This window comes from Bradyrhizobium sp. NBAIM01, assembly GCF_020194115.1.
Lineage (GTDB): Bacteria > Pseudomonadota > Alphaproteobacteria > Rhizobiales > Xanthobacteraceae > Bradyrhizobium > Bradyrhizobium yuanmingense.
This window is the reverse complement of sequence record NZ_JADYVU010000001.1, coordinates 568,114-584,611: the sequence shown is the minus strand read 5'-3', so window position 1 is coordinate 584,611 and position 16,498 is coordinate 568,114. Positions and strand designations below refer to the sequence as shown.

The 16,498-nt window shown below is 65.7% G+C and carries 15 protein-coding genes and 1 other RNA gene; 10 read left to right on the top strand and 6 right to left on the bottom strand.

Going from position 1 to position 16,498, the window contains the following annotated elements:
• Positions 1-159: 159 nt before the first annotated feature.
• Positions 160-339, bottom strand: a complete 180-nt coding sequence (locus I6F31_RS02670; RefSeq protein ID WP_158284424.1) for a hypothetical protein — start codon at positions 337-339, stop codon at positions 160-162.
• A gap of 95 nt (positions 340-434) precedes the next feature.
• Here I6F31_RS02670 and I6F31_RS02665 point away from each other — a divergent pair, with 95 nt between their 5' ends.
• Together I6F31_RS02665 and I6F31_RS02660 are read left to right on the top strand one after the other, a co-directional pair.
• Positions 435-1,652: an extensin family protein gene (locus I6F31_RS02665; RefSeq protein WP_225151427.1), complete on the top strand. Its 1,218-nt coding sequence runs from the start codon at positions 435-437 to the stop codon at positions 1,650-1,652.
• A gap of 98 nt (positions 1,653-1,750) precedes the next feature.
• Complete coding sequence (locus I6F31_RS02660) at positions 1,751-2,332, top strand: histidine phosphatase family protein (RefSeq protein WP_225184637.1); 582 nt, start codon at positions 1,751-1,753, stop codon at positions 2,330-2,332.
• An 18-nt stretch (positions 2,333-2,350) separates the two neighbouring features.
• Here the strand turns inward: I6F31_RS02660 and I6F31_RS02655 are convergent, their stop codons facing one another.
• Complete coding sequence (locus I6F31_RS02655; RefSeq protein WP_036003457.1) at positions 2,351-2,692, bottom strand: DUF6665 family protein; 342 nt, start codon at positions 2,690-2,692, stop codon at positions 2,351-2,353.
• 43 nt (positions 2,693-2,735) lie between these two features.
• Complete coding sequence (locus I6F31_RS02650) at positions 2,736-3,371, bottom strand: TetR/AcrR family transcriptional regulator (RefSeq protein ID WP_036003459.1); 636 nt, start codon at positions 3,369-3,371, stop codon at positions 2,736-2,738.
• Positions 3,372-3,562: 191 nt separating this feature from the next.
• On the opposite strand from I6F31_RS02650, the gene I6F31_RS02645 reads away from it, so the two are divergent.
• The 4 genes from I6F31_RS02645 (at position 3,563) to I6F31_RS02630 (ending at position 10,158) form a co-directional block, all read left to right on the top strand.
• Positions 3,563-4,876: an HlyD family secretion protein gene (locus I6F31_RS02645; RefSeq protein ID WP_225184636.1), complete on the top strand. Its 1,314-nt coding sequence runs from the start codon at positions 3,563-3,565 to the stop codon at positions 4,874-4,876.
• Between the two features lie 90 nt (positions 4,877-4,966).
• Entirely contained in the window at positions 4,967-6,553 is a 1,587-nt protein-coding gene (locus I6F31_RS02640) for a DHA2 family efflux MFS transporter permease subunit (protein ID WP_225155362.1), read from the top strand.
• 349 nt (positions 6,554-6,902) lie between these two features.
• Positions 6,903-8,702, top strand: a complete 1,800-nt coding sequence (locus tag I6F31_RS02635) for an ABC transporter ATP-binding protein (RefSeq protein WP_036003502.1) — start codon at positions 6,903-6,905, stop codon at positions 8,700-8,702.
• Positions 8,703-8,757: 55 nt separating this feature from the next.
• A complete protein-coding gene (locus tag I6F31_RS02630; RefSeq protein ID WP_225146926.1) occupies positions 8,758-10,158 on the top strand; it encodes an MATE family efflux transporter in 1,401 nt (466 codons plus the stop codon).
• Positions 10,159-10,189: 31 nt separating this feature from the next.
• Here I6F31_RS02630 and I6F31_RS02625 read toward each other — a convergent pair whose 3' ends face one another.
• Together I6F31_RS02625 and I6F31_RS02620 are read right to left on the bottom strand one after the other, a co-directional pair.
• Positions 10,190-10,933: a sulfite exporter TauE/SafE family protein gene (locus I6F31_RS02625; RefSeq protein WP_036038352.1), complete on the bottom strand. Its 744-nt coding sequence runs from the start codon at positions 10,931-10,933 to the stop codon at positions 10,190-10,192.
• Between the two features lie 312 nt (positions 10,934-11,245).
• Complete coding sequence (locus I6F31_RS02620; protein WP_225184635.1) at positions 11,246-12,616, bottom strand: PLP-dependent aminotransferase family protein; 1,371 nt, start codon at positions 12,614-12,616, stop codon at positions 11,246-11,248.
• 79 nt (positions 12,617-12,695) lie between these two features.
• On the opposite strand from I6F31_RS02620, the gene I6F31_RS02615 reads away from it, so the two are divergent.
• Positions 12,696-13,133 (top strand): DUF983 domain-containing protein, encoded by a 438-nt coding sequence (locus I6F31_RS02615; protein ID WP_225184634.1) that lies wholly within the window; start codon positions 12,696-12,698, stop codon positions 13,131-13,133.
• 68 nt (positions 13,134-13,201) lie between these two features.
• Complete coding sequence (locus I6F31_RS02610) at positions 13,202-13,915, top strand: alpha/beta hydrolase (RefSeq protein ID WP_225184633.1); 714 nt, start codon at positions 13,202-13,204, stop codon at positions 13,913-13,915.
• A gap of 161 nt (positions 13,916-14,076) precedes the next feature.
• Here the strand turns inward: I6F31_RS02610 and rnpB are convergent.
• Positions 14,077-14,507, bottom strand: an RNA gene (gene rnpB / locus I6F31_RS02605) — RNase P RNA component class A.
• 149 nt (positions 14,508-14,656) lie between these two features.
• Here rnpB and I6F31_RS02600 point away from each other — a divergent pair.
• Positions 14,657-15,010 (top strand): YciI family protein, encoded by a 354-nt coding sequence (locus I6F31_RS02600; RefSeq protein ID WP_158284423.1) that lies wholly within the window; start codon positions 14,657-14,659, stop codon positions 15,008-15,010.
• Between the two features lie 138 nt (positions 15,011-15,148).
• A complete protein-coding gene (locus I6F31_RS02595; protein WP_225184632.1) occupies positions 15,149-16,378 on the top strand; it encodes an RNA polymerase sigma factor in 1,230 nt (409 codons plus the stop codon).
• Positions 16,379-16,498: the final 120 nt, after the last annotated feature.

Here is a 16,498-nt window from a genome sequence, read left to right as displayed (position 1 = left end):
GGAGAGGGCAGCTCCGCTGGTCGACACGAATTCACTTGGGTGAGGGGTTGTCTCCACAAGCACTGTGCCGCGAGGATAGAACCCCTCATCCGTCGCGCTTTCGCGCGCCACCTTCTCCCACAAGGGGAGAAGGGAAGAGAGTCACTGTGTGCTTTGAGTCTAAATCATCCCGAGCACGATGGCGCCGACGAAGGCCATGGCGAGGTAGGCGGTGATCACGCTCAATCTGCCGGCGAACGTCATGAGGTCGCTCCCTCGGTGCGCGCTGCTTGGCGCGCAGCCCTTATGGTTAACAGAAAGTCTCTTTTCGAAAAAGTCAGGCTCGCTGTCGCTCGTCATCGGCAGCAACCGGTGCCGCCGCGCCCGGTATGGTTAAAGAACACTGAAATCAACACGTTGAAGAGTCTTTAAGTAAATTCATCGAACGTGCGTGCATGACGCGCGGAGTTCGTTTGTATCTCGTCGGCTCCATCGTCCTTGTTTCGCTAGCGGGTTGCGGTCGCGGCTTCTTCCAGGCCGAACGCGAACCCTGGCGGGCCGAGGCAGAAGCCGCATGCCTGAAATCGGGCGCAGTCAAGGAAAGTGCGGACATCGTCCGCATCGACCCGATCTCCGGGCCTGGCAGCTGCGGCGCCGAGTTTCCGCTCAAGGTCGCCGCCATCGGCGAAGCCTCCGGCACCTATGGCTTTGCCGACGAGGCGCTGCGTCCGCCCGGCAGCATCGGCAACCAGCCGCGTTGGCCGGTGCGGCCGCAGTCGAATTATCCGCAGAGCCAAGGCTATCCAACATCGTCCTATCCGGCATCGTCCTATCCGCAGCGCTCGAACTATCCCGAGAGCGCGGTGCGCCAGCCCGCCGGCTACGGCACGTCGTCAGGGCCGATGTCGCTCAACGCTCCCGGCGTGGCCGCGCAGGAGGACGAGATCGATCTGCCGCCGGAGGGCACCGATGCCGCGGGGGCGGCGCGCTACATGAACACACCGAGCTATCCGGCTCGTCCGGCGCCCTACTCGCAGGCGCCTGCGCAGCAGCCGCTGCCGCGTCTTGGTCCTGCGCAGGGTAATCCCGTCACGAGCGTCGGTCCCGTCGCGATCAAGCCGACCGCGACGCTCGCCTGTCCGATCGTGTCCGAGCTCGACCGCTGGCTCGCCGACACGGTGCAGCCGTCGGCGATGCGCTGGTTCGGCGTACGCGTCGCCGAGATCAAGCAGATCTCCGCCTATTCCTGCCGCGGCATGAACGGCAATTCGCGGGCCCACATCTCCGAGCACGCCTTCGGCAACGCCCTCGACATTTCCGCCTTCGTGCTCGCCGACGGCCGCCGCATCACCATCAAGGACGGCTGGCGCGGCATGCCGGAAGAGCAGGGCTTCCTGCGCGACGTGCAGGCTGGGGCCTGCGCGCACTTCACGACCGTGCTGGCGCCGGGCTCCAACGTCTTTCACTACGATCACATCCATGTCGATCTGATGCGCCGCGCCAGCCGCCGCCTGATCTGCCAGCCGGCCGCGGTGTCGGGCGAAGAGGTCGCCTCGCGCGCGCAATCGCGCAGACCCTATGCGAGCGGGCGCGAGCCGTCGGTGACCGGTTCGCTCGGTGCTCGCAAGAGCACGATGCACAAGCGGGAAGACGACGACTATATCGACGAATAGCCGGATTTGCCGGTGGCCGGGATGGAGCGAAGCGCAATCCGGGAAAAGTGTCCCCGCATTTCGCTTCGCTCCATGCGGGCTACGATCGGGTCAATCCAATGTCTATCGTCCGCTATCTCACCCACCCGCAGGTGCAAATCGATCCCGATGTGCCGGTGCCGCAATGGGGCCTGAGCCCGGTCGGTCGCGCGCGCACCGAAGCCTTGGCGAATGCAGGCTGGCTTGCAAGCACGACGCAGATCGTCGCCAGCGGCGAGCGGAAGGCGATCGAGACCGCCGAGATCATTGCCGCTCGTCTCGGACTGATGATCGAGATCCGCGAGGCCATGCACGAGAACGACCGTTCGGCAACCGGCTTCCTGAAGCCGGCCGAGTTCGAAGCCGTCGCCGACCAGTTCTTCGCCGCGCCTCATCTCAGCGTGCGCGGCTGGGAGCGTGCCGCGGATGCACAGGCGCGGATCGTGCGCGAGGCTGAGGCGGTGCTGGCGCGACATTGTCCCGGCGACGTCCTGTTCGTCGGCCACGGCGCAGTCGGCACGCTGCTGTTCTGCCACATTGCGGGCCATCCCATCGCCCGCATCCACGATCAGCCCGCCGGCGGCGGCAATTGCTTTGCGTTCGCGCGGGAGGGGCGGCGTGTCCTGCACGGGTGGCGCGCAATGGAAGAAGTCGGGACTTGAGCTCAGCGGAGCCGGAGTTCATCCGGCGGCCGGCTTCCGCGGCGCGGGTGCCAATCCCATGCAGCGCTGCACCTCACCCGGGACGTTGTAGGTGCGCATGATGTGGCGGCTGTCGCGCAAGCCGGACGCCTCGCGTTGCACCACGAACATCCAAAGCGCCTGGCCGGCTTCCAGCACCAGCTTGCGCCTGGCCGGTTGCATCGCTTCCGGCACATCGGTCGCTGCGTGGGCGGCGTCGAACTCGCGCAAGCGCGACAGGCTCTGTTCGAGGGCGCGGCCCATCCGTCCAAGCGCCGAAGCCTGTTCCTGGACGATCTCGTAGTGGAGGATGTCGACCGGCGGGCGAAGATCTCGAGACATGGCCGCAATATAGGGCGGCTCGGCTCGCACGTGCAACGCGCTGTTACTTCGCCTTGTACGCCGCCAGGAACATCCGCGTTGCGCTCTCGACCACCGCACTCATGCGCTGTTCCGACGGCGCGGGCGCCGCCTGGAACACGAAGGGCAGGAACAGCGAGGCCTTGCTGAGCTCCATGAACTGCGAGGCGGCGAGATCGCAATCGTCGATCGCGAGATCGCCCGAGGCGACACGGGCCTTGAGATAGTCGGAGAGGCGGTTGATGCTCTTGTCCAGCACGCGCGCATAGTAACGGCGGCCGACATCCGGCATGCGCTCGGCGATCGCCATCACGGTGCGGATCGCCGATCCGCCACCGGGGCGGCAGACCAGGTGAAGATAGGCGAGGCCGAACTCCTTCAGCGTGGTCTCGGCCTCGCGCTCGGGATCGAAACTGAACACGACCTGGCCATGCTGGAGCGCCTCCTGTTCGACGATGGCTTCGAACAGCGCGAATTTGTCGGCGAAATAGACGTAGAGCGTGCCCTTGGAGACCTGCGCGGCGCGGGCGATCTCGCCCATGCTGGCGCCGTCGAAGCCAAGATCCATGAACACCTTGCGGGCGCCGTCCAGAATCTGGCGGCGCTTGGAATTGTCCTCGTCCGGGACGATGTGCAATTGTTCGCCGGCAGCTACAACCATTGGTTTAGGGTCTCGGAAGCTTTTTGGTTCGGATCAGGGCCATGAAACGCCAACGAAGGATTCGCGGCATTAAGGTCTGCAGGACATAATCTCTATATTGACCGAACCGTTCGGTCAATGGTATTTGAGATCCAGCGAGGAGACCGCCCGCAACAGCGGGCGCCCTCGGTTGCGTTTGTGGGGAGGCCTGGATGGCCGCATCGAGAGACCAGACGGCTCGCGTCCTTCGCCAGGAAGCGGTGGAGGACCAGGCGGGTGGTGATGCTGTCTCCGAGGCATCCGCACTCCCTGCCGAGCAACTGCGCCCTCACGTCGCCGAGGAGGCGAAGCGTCCGACCCGCGAGGCGCCGGAGAACCCGGTGACCGACAAGCCGCCGGCACCCGCGGCGGAAACGCCCGCCGCCGCTGCGCCCAAATCCGGCAAGCGCAAATTCGTGCTGACCGGCGTCGGCCTCGCGCTCGCGCTCGCCGTTGCGGGCTATGCCGGCTATTACACGCTGGTCGGCCGCTTCTACATCTCGACCGACGATGCCTATGTCCGCGCCAACAACACCATGCTCGGCGCGCGCGTTGCCGGCCACATCTCCGCGATCCTCGCCGGCGACAACACGCCCGTCCAGGCCGGCGACATCATCTTCCGCATCGACGACGGCGATTACAGGATCGCGGTCCAAGCCGCCGCGACCAAGATCGCGACCCAGCAGACCACCATCGATCGCATCGGCCGCCAGGTCGCCGCACTCGATAGCCAGGTCGCCCAGGCCAAGGCGCAGCTCGTCTCCGCGGAAGCGGGCCTCAAGCGCGCCGACCTCGATTACGAGCGCCAGCAGGCGCTGAGCAGCAAGGGCTTTGCCTCGCGCGCCACCTTCGAAAGCTCGGAAGCCGGACGCGACCAGGGCGCTGCCGCGGTCAAGGCTGCAAAGGCCGCCTACGAGGTCGCCGTCAGCAATGTCGACGTCGCCAGGGCGCAGCAGGCCGAAGCGCAGGCCCAGCTCGCCGAGCTCAAGACCACGCTGGCCAAGGCCGAGCGCGACCTCGGCTTCACCGCGGTGCGCGCGCCGGTCAACGGCACGTTCTCGAACCGCCTGGTCAACACCGGCGACTTCGTCGCGGTCGGCCAGCGCCTCGGCAACATCGTGCCGCTGGACGAGGTCTATATCGACGCGAATTTCAAGGAGACGCAGCTCAAGCGCATCCGTCCCGGCCAGCCGGTGACAATCAAGGTCGATGCCTATGGCATGCGCAAGTTCTCCGGCGTGGTCGACAGCATCGCGGCGGGCGCGGGCTCGGTGTTCACGCTGCTGCCGCCCGACAACGCCACCGGCAATTTCACCAAGATCGTGCAGCGCGTGCCGGTCCGCATTCGCGTGCCCAAATCGGTGGCGAAGCAGAACCTGCTCCGCGCCGGCATGTCGGTCTACGCCACCGTCGACACCAACAAGGGCGCCGCCGACGCCGACAGCGAGGTCGACCTCGACCATCCCACCGCGGTCCATCCGCAGTAGGGACGATGACATGAGCCGCGCTGCTGCCCCGAATGCAGGTGCGCTCCCTCTCCCGCTTGCGGGAGAGGTGAGATGAGTCCGAGCTGACACATGGCCACCGCCACCACCGCTTCACCTGCCATGATGGCGGATCCCGCTTCGGAGCGCATTGCGCCCAAGCGGCTGTTCGCGTTCATCATCATGGTGTTCGGGATGTTCATGTCGATCCTGGACATCCAGATCGTCTCGGCCTCGTTGAACGAAATCCAGGCCGGACTGTCGGCGAGCTCCAGCGAGGTGTCCTGGGTTCAGACCGCCTATCTGATCGCCGAGGTGATCGCGATCCCGCTGTCGGGCTTCCTGTCGCGCGCCTTCGGCACGCGGCTGCTGTTCGCGATCTCGGCGGCGGGCTTCACCGCCGCAAGCCTGCTTTGCGGCTTCGCCACGACGATCGAGGAGATGATCCTCTGGCGTGCGCTGCAGGGCTTTCTCGGCGCCGGCATGATCCCGACCGTGTTCGCTTCGGCCTACACCGTCTTCCCGCGCACCAAATTCCACATCGTCGGACCCATCATCGGCCTCGTCGCGACGCTGGCCCCGACCATCGGGCCGACGGTCGGCGGCTACATCACCGACCTGATGTCGTGGAACTGGCTGTTCTTCATCAACGTCGTGCCCGGCATCGGCATTACATTGGGTGTGCTGGCGCTGGTCGATTTCGACGAGCCGCATTTCGAATTGCTCGACCGCTTCGACTGGTGGGGCCTGCTGTTCATGGCGAGCTTCCTCGGCACGCTGGAATACGTGCTGGAGGAAGGATCGCAACATCAATGGATGCAGGACACGTCGGTCGCGATCTGCGCCTGGATCAGCGGTCTCTCGGCCATCGCCTTCTTCTGGCGCGTGTTCACGGCGGCCGAGCCGATCGTCAATCTGCGCACCTTCTCCGATCGCAATTTCGCCGTGGGATGCACGCTGCAATTCTGCATCGGCATCGGCCTCTACGGCCTGACCTACATCTACCCGCGCTATCTCGCCGAAGTGCGCGGCTACAGCGCGCTGATGATCGGCGAGACCATGTTCGTCTCCGGCATCACCATGTTCCTGGTCGCGCCGCTGGTCGGCCGGCTCATGGCGAAGGTCGACATGCGCTACATGATCGCATTCGGCCTCATCGTGTTCGCGATCGGCTCCTACCAGATGACCTTTATCACGCGCGAATACGATTTCTACGAGCTGCTGGTGCCGCAGATCCTGCGCGGCATCGGCATGATGTTCGCGATGGTGCCGACCAACAACATCGCGCTCGGCACGCTCGCGCCCGAGAAGGTGAAGAACGCGAGCGGCCTGTTCAACCTGATGCGCAATCTCGGCGGCGCGGTCGGCCTCGCCGTCATCAACACCGTGCTCAACGAACGCACCGACCTGCACATCGTCCGCCTGCAGGAGCGGGTGACCTGGGGCAACGCGACCGCGACTGAAACCCTGACCATGTTGATGCAGAAGTTCCAGGGGCTCGGCGATTCCGCGCTGATGGCGATGAAGCAGCTCAGCCAGATCGTGCATCGTCAGGCCGTGGTGATGAGCTTCGGCGATGTCTTCCTCATGCTGGCGCTGTTCTATCTCGGTCTCAGCCTGCTGGTCGCGCTGCTGAACAAGCCGGCTTCCCCGTTCGGCGCGGCCGGCGACGCGCACTAATTTGCAACACTCGTGCGTGATCTCGCCCGAGCCCCGTTGCAATCGGCTGGCGACACATCTATAAAGCGCACCTCATTCATTCGAACCGGGGAGAGATTTGCATGATGTCGTCGCAATCGCAGATCGTACGCCCGCGCTCGATGATGACCTCGATCACGTTCTGGCTCGGTATGTACGCGGCCTGTTAGAGGCCTCTTCCGCCAGCTTCGATTGGGCCAAGGTTTTGGCCAAGCGTCCCGATCGCTTCGTTTCCCAAGTCAAAGTCAGTCTTACGTGACGCCGTCGCGGCCTTCGGGCCGACTCGCGTCCATCGATGGAGCCGGCCCGCGCGAAGCGGCCGGATGATGCCATGACCGCTCTGTCAAAGAAGCCCGCCGCCATTCGCGTGGTGCTGCCCTTCGTCTTCCGGCACTGGCTGAAGCAGCCGGTGCGCGGCCTCGTCGTGGCCGGCGGCCTGTTGGGCGCAACCGTCGCCGACCTGTTCATGCCGGTCTTCTCCGGACATCTGGTCGATGCGTTGACCCGCGGACCGTCCGATCCCGATGCGCGCCATGCCGCGCTGGTCGCGTTCGGCGCCATCGTGGCGCTGGGCGCGGCCTCGGTGGTGCTGCGGCTCGCAGGGTTGCAGGCGATCGTGCCGTTCACGCTCAAAACCATGTCGGACGTCGCACAAGAGGCATTCACCCGCGTGCAGCGCTTCTCGACCGACTGGCATGCGAACTCCTTTGCCGGCTCCACGGTGCGGAAGATCACTCGCGGCATGTGGGCGCTCGACCTGCTCAACGACACCATCCTGATGGCGCTGGCGCCCTCGCTGCTGGTGCTGGTGGGCTCGATGATCCTGATCGGGATGCACTGGGCCTCGCTCGGCGTGGTGATCGCGATCGGGGCGATCTTCTACGTCACGATCACGGTGGTGCTCTCGACCCGCTACATCGCGCCGGCGGCCCGCGTCTCCAATGCCTGGGACACCAAGGTCGGCGGCACGTTGGCGGATGCGCTGACCTGCAATGCCGTGGTGAAATCCTTCGGCGCGGAGTCGCGCGAGGACACACGGCTCGCCGGTGTCATCAACCGCTGGCGCGTGCGCGTGCGGCGGACCTGGTACCGCTATAATTACACGGCGATGTCGCAGCTCTCGCTGCTGCTGTGCCTGCGCGCGTCCGTGATCGGCGGATCGGTGCTGCTGTGGATGTCAGGTCACGCCTCGCCCGGCGACGTCACTTATGTGCTGACCAGCTACTACATCATCCACGCCTATTTGCGCGACGTCGGCATGCACATCAACAACCTCCAGCGCTCGGTCAACGACATGGACGAGCTGGTGGCGATCCATGACGAGCCGATCGGCATTGCCGATGCGGCCGACGCGCGGCCGATCGCGATCGAGGGCGGCGAGATCGTGTTCGACGACGTCACGTTCCACTATGGCGGCCATCGCGTGCCGCTGTACGACGGCTTGTCGGTCAGGATCCGCGCCGGCGAGCGGGTCGGCCTGGTCGGCCGCTCCGGCTCCGGCAAGACCACCTTCGTCAAGCTGGTGCAGCGGCTCTACGACGTCACCGGCGGCCGCGTGCTGATCGACGGGCAGGATATCGCGCTCGCCACGCAGCAATCGCTGCGCAGCCAGATCGCGATCGTGCAGCAGGAGCCGATCCTGTTTCACCGCACGCTCGCCGAGAACATCGCCTATGGCCGGCCCGGTGCCAGCCTTGAAGCGATCGAGCAGGCGGCCCGCCTCGCCAACGCGCATGACTTCATCCTGCGCCTGCCGAAGGGCTACGGCACGCTGGTCGGCGAGCGCGGCGTCAAGCTGTCGGGCGGCGAGCGGCAGCGCGTCGCGCTGGCGCGCGCCTTCCTGGCGGATGCGCCGGTGCTGATCCTGGACGAGGCGACCTCGAGCCTCGATTCGGAATCGGAGGCGCTGATCCAGGAGGCGATGGAGCGGCTGATGAAGGGGCGCACCTCGATCGTGATCGCGCACCGGCTGTCGACGGTGAGGAGCCTCGATCGCATCCTGGTGTTCGACCGCGGCGAGATCGTCGAGCAGGGCACGCATACGGTGCTCGCAGCCAAGCAAGGGGGCATCTATCGCGGCCTGTTCGAGCGTCAGGTGGTGGAGCTCGGACAGATCGCAGCAGCGGAGTGAGGCGCGCGGCGGCGGGGCGAAGTCCCGCCGTCACGGCGTCGAGGGATGGAATGAGATGAAAGACCTGACGCGCGGCTCCATCGCTAGCCACATCCTGAGCATGGCGCCTCCGATCATGGCCGGCATGATCTCGATCATGATCTGCCAGCTGGTCGATCTCTACTTCGTGTCGGGGCTAGGTGATGCCGCAGTGGCAGGCGTGGCCGCCGCGGGAAATGCCGGCTTTCTCGTCAACGGCCTGATACAGGTGCTCGGCGTCGGGACAGTGGCGCTGATTGCGCATGCGGTGGGACGCAAGGACCGGCGGGACGCCAATCTGATCTTCAATCAGGCGGTCGCGCTGTCGGTGCTGTTCGGCCTGCTGACCCTGGTCACGGGAGCGGTGCTGTCGCGTCTTTACATGCGTTCGATCGCCGCTGACCAGGCCACGATCGAGGCGGGGACCACTTATCTGTTGTGGTTCATGCCGGCGCTCGCGCTGGAATTCGTCATGCAAGTCATTGCCTCCGCGCTCAGCGCGACCGGCATCGTGCGCCCCGCCATGTTGGTGCGGGTCCTTGCCGTCATCATCAACATTGCACTGGCGCCGGTCCTGATCTCCGGCTGGGGCACCGGTTATCCGCTCGGTGTCGCCGGCGCCGGACTGGCGAGCACGATCGCGGTGGGCGCCGGCGTCCTGATGCTGCTGGCGTATTTTCGCAAGGTCGAGCGCTACGTTGCATTCAATCCGGTGCAGTGGCGTCCGCAACCACGCCACTTCAAGCGCATCCTCAATGTCGGTCTGCCGGCCGGCGGCGAGTTCGCAATGATGTTTATCTTCATGGCGGTAGTCTACTACGTGCTGCGCGACTTCGGCGCGGCGGCACAGGCAGGCTTCGGTATCGGCCAGCGCGTCCTCGCCCTCATCCAGATGCCGGCGCTCGCGGTTGCACTGGCGGCCGGGCCGATCGCCGGCCAGAATTTCGGCGCTGGCGACGCCGCGCGGGTGCGAGAGACTTTCGTCAAATCGGCGCTGATCACCTCCATCGTGGCGGTCGGCTTCATGATCCTCGCGCAGCTGAAGCCGGAGCTGCTGCTGGCCGGATTCTCGAACGATCGGGCGACGATGGAGGTCGCCTACCTGTTCCTGCGGATCATCTCGCTCAACATGGTGGCACAGGGGCTCATCTTCACCTGCTCGAGCATGTTCCAAGGCCTCGGCAACACCAAGCCTGTGCTGCTGAGCTCGATGACGCGCGTGCTCACCTATTCGCTGCCGGTGCTCTGGCTGTCGACGCGACCCGGATTCCGCATCGAGCACGTCTGGTATCTTTCGATCGCGGCGACGACGCTGCAGGCCGGCTTGAGCTTGTGGCTGCTGCGCCGCGAGTTCGGCAAGCGCTTCGCGCCGCGGGACCAGGCCGCGGAGACGGTGGAAGCCAAGCCGGTCGCGCCTTCCGCCCGTGCTCCCGCGTAGCGAAAGTGACCTCCCGCGAGTTCGCGGCGCTTTAATGCGCGCCAAGGCTGTTCCAGACGAGCGTCAGGCCCGACAGAAACAAGAGGCCGAGCACGACATCGCCGAAATGCTTGTCGTTCAGCGCATGGTAGACGCGCGCGCCCGCCCATGCGCCGATCAGCGTGCCCGGAAACGCGACGGCCGCGAGCCAGACCACCTTGAGGGCGACGAGACCTGATGCCGTCTGCAACACCAGCGCGGTGGCGAGCACCGTGAAGTTAAAGAGTTGGAAGATGCCGCGCCGCTCGTGCTTGTTCCAGCCGCGGATGTTGGCCCACAGGATCGGCAGCGGGCCGGACAATCCGGCAAGTCCGCCCAGAATGCCGCCGGCAAAGCCGATCGCACCGTCTGCGATCCGGCCGCCGATCTTGATCGCGAGCGGCCTCTTGTTCAGATACAGTGCGCTCGAAAAGATCAGGATCAGCACGCCGACGCTCAGCCTGAACACCTCCGGGTCCGCGGAGGCGACCATCATGGTCCCGAGCGGCACGCCAATCAGTCCACCGATCAGGAACGGCCAGACCAGCGAGAGATCGAAATTCTTCCACATCGAGGGCAGCGTCGAGGTCTGCGCGATGACCGAGCAGATCAGCACCAGGGGCACCGCGAGCGAGGGCGGCAGCACGTAGAGCCAGATGCCGAGTGCCATCAGCGCCGTGCCGAAGCCGGCCAGTCCCGAGACGAAGCCGCCGGCGAGCGCGCCGAGCAGCAGCAGGACGTAGGTGAGCGTTTCCAACGGATTGTCCTTGTCGCAAGCGGCGACCCCGAACGGTTGATCGCACGGCTCGCATAACATGCCTGCCGCCATCGAGGTCAATCCATGCCGCATGCAAGCGTGCTCTGCGGGCGCTTCACCGTCGGTGATCTAAAGTGCGATGAATATAGCTCGATTGCTACGAGGGAGGTGCGCTCCCTCTCCCGCTTGCGGGAGAGGGTTGGGAGAGGGTGTCTCCACAACGGGACAATCCCCAAGAGGAGAAAGCCCTCACCCGCGCCTTCGGCGCGACCTCTCTCGCAAGCGGGAGAGGTGAAGGAAACCATTTCCGCTTTAGACGATCTGCCTCGTATCGGCAGGCTTGTGCAGCGCGCCGACCAGGATACGCAGCGCTTCCGTCAATTCCGATCTGTTTCGGGCCGCGCCGAGCGAGACGCGTGCCGCATGCGGCGGTGCCCCGTCGACGGTGAAGGCATCGCCGGCGACGACCGCAAGCCCGTTCCGCAGCAGATGTGCCGCGACGTCGGGGCGTCCTTCCGGCAGCCGCAGCCAGAGATGATGCGCCGCGGGCCTGGCGAGGAACTGAAAGCCTTTCAGCGCGCGTTGCGCGAGCTGCTGGCGCCCGACCGCTTCGTTGCGGATGGCGCTGATGATGCGATCGGCGATGCCGTTTTCGATCCAATGCGTCACCAGCGCGACCATCAAGGGCGCCGGCATTTGCACGGTCGCCTGCAGGGAGGTGCGCATGTCCCGCTGGGCGCCGCTGTCGGGCGTCACCAGATAGGCAACACGCAGCGCCGGCGCGATGCATTTTGACAGCGTCGTTGCAAGATAAGTCCGCTCCGGAATGAGGTTCGCGATCGGCGAGGCCGAGCGGTCGAGCAGCCCGTAGGCGTCGTCCTCGATCAGGATGGTGCCGGCATCGCGGATGATCTTCGCAATAGTGCCGCGCCGCTCGGCGGAAAGCGTCGCCGTGGTCGGGTTGTGCAGCGTCGGAATGAGATAGACGGCTTTCGGCGTATGCACGCGGCACGCCTTTGCCAGCGCATCCGGCAGGATGCCGTCCTCATCCATGGGGACACCGACGAGCTTGACACCGAACAGTGCCGCGGCGGCCTTGATGCCGGGGAAGGTGAGCGCTTCGGTCAGTACGGTGTCGCCGGGTCGCGCAAGATGGGCGAGCAGGTTGAAGAGGATCGTCTGAGCGCCGGGAAAGATCACCAGCCGGTCGGCCTGTGCATGCGGAACGCGGGCGCGCATCCAGCGCGTCGCGACCTCGCGCTCATGCGCGCTGCCGCCGGGCGGCTGGTAGTTGAGATACGCCGTCAGGCCCGATTGCGCGCGGAGGGCTTCGAGCCCGGCGATGATGCGCTCGTCGAGCTGCGCCTCCAGCGGGTGCGGCGGCACGTTCATCGACAGGTCGATCGCGACCGGGTGCGGCAGGTCAACCGCGCGCCGCGCGCTGGTCTCCGAGACGAACGAGCCCTGTCCGACCCTGGCTTCCATGATGCCGCGGCGCCGCGCCTCGGTGTAGGCGCGCGTCACCGTGGTGAGGTCGATGCCGAGGGCCTTTGCCAGGGCGCGCTGCGTCGGCAGCTGCTGACCACGCACCAGCCTGCCGGCGGCAATGTCGGCCTCCATGGCGTCGACGATGCGCTGGTAGCGCGGGCCCGAAAGCTCCGAGATTGTAGGGATCCATTCCATGCAATTTAGGCCCATAACCTTTGAATGTATGGATGCAAGATATTATTGCATGGATCATTGAAAAGGAAGAGGTGTGGTCATGTCTGTCTCTCCGGCGGCGGTCTCTCTGGCCAAGGCGATGTGGCGCGGCTTCGGCGGCAGATGTCCGAATTGCGGGGAAGGGCACATGTTCGGCCGCTTCCTGAAAGTGACGCAGGCTTGCGACCATTGCGGCGAGGAGCTGTTCCACCAGCGCGCCGACGATTTTCCCGCCTATCTCGTGATGGTGGTGGTCGGCCATCTCGTGGTGCCGGCAATCCTCGCGGTCGAGACCGCCTACGCGCCGCCGGAGTGGCTGCAGCTCGCGGTGTGGCTGCCGGTGACGCTGTTCGCCTCCCTCGCGCTGCTGCAACCGACCAAGGGCGCCATCGTCGGCCTGCAATGGCAGCTCGGCATGCATGGTTTCGAGGCGGGCAAGCTGCGGCGCGAGGCCGGCGAGCTTGCGCCGGTGCTGGTGAAGGACACGCGCGCCGCCTGAGGCGGCGTTTACATCGCGCGGCATGCCGCTACACTCCATCGTATCAAGCAAGAACGATGGAAACGCCGATGGCCCCGCGTGCGAAGACCTTCCTGCTCTGTCACGGCGCATGGTCCGGCGGATGGGCCTGGAAGAAGATGCACCCGCTGATGGTGCAGGCCGGCCACCGCCTGGTGGCGCCGACCTACACCGGGCTCGGCGAGCGCGCGCATCTGGCCAATCCTTCGGTCGATCTCGACACCCATATCCAGGACATCCTCAACGTCATCGCGTTCGAGGACCTCAGCGACATCGTGCTGCTCGGGCACAGCTATGGCGGCATGGTTGCGACCGGCGTCGCCGACCGTGCGCGCGAGCGCGTAACGGAACTGATCTATCTCGACGCCTTCGTGCCGCGTGACGGCCAGTCGCTGTTCGACCTCAACGAGGGCGGGCGCGAGCCGATGCGCAAGGCAGTCAGCTCGGGCGACGGCTATCGCATCCCGCCGAACCCGCCGCCGCCGGACACCTCGCCGGCCGATCTCGACTGGCTCAATGCGCGCCGCGTTCCGATGCCGATCAAGTGCTTCGAGACGCGCCTGAGGCTCGAACATGGCGAGCCGGCGATGCCGCGCAGCTACATCTACTGCACGCGCCTTCCGCCCGGCGATGTGTTTGGGCAGTTTGCCCAGCGCACGAAGAGCGAGGAGGGCTGGCGCTATGTCGAGCTCGACGCTAGCCACGCGCCGAATGTAACGGCGCCGGAGGCGTTGATGGCGGTGTTGAACGAGATCGTCGCATAGCTCACCACCGTCATTCCGGGGCTCGCGAAGCGAGAACCCGGAATCCATCAGGCAGCGGAGTCGGTGGATGAATGGATTCCGGGTTCGTGCTGCGCACGCCCCGGAATGACGGGAGCCAAAATGGTGAGGGGTCCGATGCGTTGGCACCGAACCCCTCGTCGCACATCAGCCGGCCTGTAAGCCGGGTTCTGTAGGGCACCGTCCGCTTGCGCGAACGATACGTGACGGCCATTCCTCTGGGGTCATGTTTGCACATGGCCTCGAGCAACCTACCCGGACGGCGGGCCTGACATCGCCCCGCGGCGTTATCGCTTTCGCGAACAGCCCGCTTAAGCCGTCCCTATTCGGTTTTGCTCCCGGTGGGGTTTGCCATGCCGGCTCCGTTGCCGGACCCGCGGTGCGCTCTTACCGCACCTTTTCACCCTTGCCGCGCCGAAGCCCCGAAGGGCGAAGGCGGGCGGTTCGTTCTCTGTGGCACTTTCCCTGGGGTCACCCCCGCCGGACGTTATCCGGCACCGCATGTCAAGGGAGCCCGGACTTTCCTCCCCGGCGGCCTTTCGGCACCTGCCGGAGCGGCCGTCCGGCCGACTGACTGATAACGCATGGGGCATTTGTGACGGTTTCGTCAAGCCGATATCGCCGTGCACGGCCCGCCCGAAATATTTTATCCTGAAGATGTCGTTTGGCGCGCCGCCCGTTCGACTGGTTGTCGGCAACACAGCCGAACACAGGAGTGAAGCAATGCAATATCTGCTGATGATCTATCAGAACGAGGTCGAGTACGCGAAGATCGACGCGGCGACCAGCCAGAAGATCCTGGCCGACTATCAATCCTTCACGCAAGACATTATCCAGAACGGCAATTTCAAGGCCGGCGACCGCTTGCAGCCGACCACGACCGCGACAACGGTGCGCGTGCGCGACGGAAAGACGCTGACGACCGATGGTCCGTTCGCGGAAACGCGCGAGCAGCTCGGCGGCTATTACCTGATCGAAGCCAAGGATCTCAACGCCGCCATCGAGATCGCGGCGCGGATTCCGAGCGCACGCATCGGCTCGATCGAGGTGCGGCCGATCTGGGTCTATGAGAAGTGACGGCTCTCTCACCTTCGTCATTCCGGGATGCGCCGCAAGGCGCAGGCCCGGAATCCATATCCCCGAATCGTGGTTATGGATTCCGGGCTCGCGGCTTTGCCGCGCCCCGGAATGACGAGAGGGGGGTGATCGCGTGACATGACCCCTGGCGAGATCGACAGAATCTTCCGCGACGAGGCGGGGCGGGCGCTGGCCACGCTGATCCGTCTCGTCGGCGATTTCGATCTCGCCGAGGACGCGCTGCAGGATGCGTTCGCGGTCGCGCTGGAACGCTGGGCGTGTGAGGTCCCCGACAATCCGCGCGCCTGGCTCGTCAAGGTCGCCAAGCATAAGGCGATCGATCGCATCCGCCGTCAGGCTGTCTTCCGCGGCAAGCAGCAGGCGCTGGTGCACGAGCTCGAGCTCAACGCGCTGGGCCCGGACGAGCCGACAGCAACGCTCGACGATGACATGCTGCGGCTGATCTTCACCTGCTGCCATCCCGCGTTCGCGCCCGAGGTGCAGGTCGCGCTGACGCTGCGCACCGTCTGCGGACTGTCGACGGCGCAGGTGGCACGCGCCTTCCTCGTCGGCGAGGAGGCGATGGCGCAACGGCTCGTCCGCGCCAAGCAGAAGATCAGGCTTGCCGGAATCCCCTATGAGGTGCCGGAACGCGAGATGCTGGCGCCGCGGCTCGATGGCGTGCTCGCCGTGATCTATCTCGTCTTCACCGAAGGCTATGTCGCAACCGAGGGCGCGGACTTGATGCGGCCTGATCTGGCGAGCGAAGCCATCCGGCTTGGCCGCCTGCTGAACCGGCTGATGCCCGACCGCGCCGGCATCAAGGGCCTGCTGGCCCTGATGCTGCTGCACGACGCGCGCCGCGCCGGGCGACAGACGCCGGCCGGCGACATCGTCCTGCTCGAAGAGCAGGACCGCTCGCTGTGGCACCGCGCGCAGATCGACGAGGGGCTGCGGCTGGTGGAGCACGCGCTGCGCGTGCCGGGCCGGCCACAACCCTATGCGGTGCAGGCCGCGATCGCGGCGCTGCATGCGCGTGCGCCGAGCTTCGAGGAGACCGACTGGCCGCAGATTGCGGGGCTGTACGAGGTGCTGCTGCGCATCAATCCGTCGCCCGTGATCGAGCTCAATCACGCCGCGGCGCTGTCGATGGTCGATGGGCCGGCACGAGCGCTCGATCTCGTCGATGCGATCGCCGCGCGCGGCGGGCTTCGCGGCTATGAGCTGTTGCCCGCCGTGCGCGCGGATCTGTTGCGGCGGCTCGGCAGGACGGAGGAGGCGCGCGAGGCCTATCGTGCGGCGACGGTGGCGACGCAGCTCGAGCCGTTGCGAAGGCTCTATGCGCGAAGGATGAGGGAGATGGGGTAGGAGCCTCACACGCCGTCATTGCGAGCCAACGGGTCCGCGCGAAGCGCGGCCCGGATGACAGGCTCCGCGAAGCAATCCAGACTGTCATCGTAGAGACAGTCTGGATTGCTTCGTCGCAAG

Bases quoted from the DNA above. Each gene is read 5' to 3' on its own strand.
- I6F31_RS02670 (WP_158284424.1), bottom strand. From the start codon at position 339: ATGACGAGCGACAGCGAGCCTGACTTTTTCGAAAAGAGACTTTCTGTT.
- I6F31_RS02665 (WP_225151427.1), top strand. From the start codon at position 435: ATGACGCGCGGAGTTCGTTTGTATCTCGTCGGCTCCATCGTCCTTGTT.
- I6F31_RS02660 (WP_225184637.1), top strand. From the start codon at position 1,751: ATGTCTATCGTCCGCTATCTCACCCACCCGCAGGTGCAAATCGATCCC.
- I6F31_RS02655 (WP_036003457.1), bottom strand. From the start codon at position 2,692: ATGTCTCGAGATCTTCGCCCGCCGGTCGACATCCTCCACTACGAGATC.
- I6F31_RS02650 (WP_036003459.1), bottom strand. From the start codon at position 3,371: ATGGTTGTAGCTGCCGGCGAACAATTGCACATCGTCCCGGACGAGGAC.
- I6F31_RS02645 (WP_225184636.1), top strand. From the start codon at position 3,563: ATGGCCGCATCGAGAGACCAGACGGCTCGCGTCCTTCGCCAGGAAGCG.
- I6F31_RS02640 (WP_225155362.1), top strand. From the start codon at position 4,967: ATGGCCACCGCCACCACCGCTTCACCTGCCATGATGGCGGATCCCGCT.
- I6F31_RS02635 (WP_036003502.1), top strand. From the start codon at position 6,903: ATGACCGCTCTGTCAAAGAAGCCCGCCGCCATTCGCGTGGTGCTGCCC.
- I6F31_RS02630 (WP_225146926.1), top strand. From the start codon at position 8,758: ATGAAAGACCTGACGCGCGGCTCCATCGCTAGCCACATCCTGAGCATG.
- I6F31_RS02620 (WP_225184635.1), bottom strand. From the start codon at position 12,616: ATGGAATGGATCCCTACAATCTCGGAGCTTTCGGGCCCGCGCTACCAG.
- I6F31_RS02615 (WP_225184634.1), top strand. From the start codon at position 12,696: ATGTCTGTCTCTCCGGCGGCGGTCTCTCTGGCCAAGGCGATGTGGCGC.
- I6F31_RS02610 (WP_225184633.1), top strand. From the start codon at position 13,202: ATGGCCCCGCGTGCGAAGACCTTCCTGCTCTGTCACGGCGCATGGTCC.
- I6F31_RS02600 (WP_158284423.1), top strand. From the start codon at position 14,657: ATGCAATATCTGCTGATGATCTATCAGAACGAGGTCGAGTACGCGAAG.
- I6F31_RS02595 (WP_225184632.1), top strand. From the start codon at position 15,149: ATGACCCCTGGCGAGATCGACAGAATCTTCCGCGACGAGGCGGGGCGG.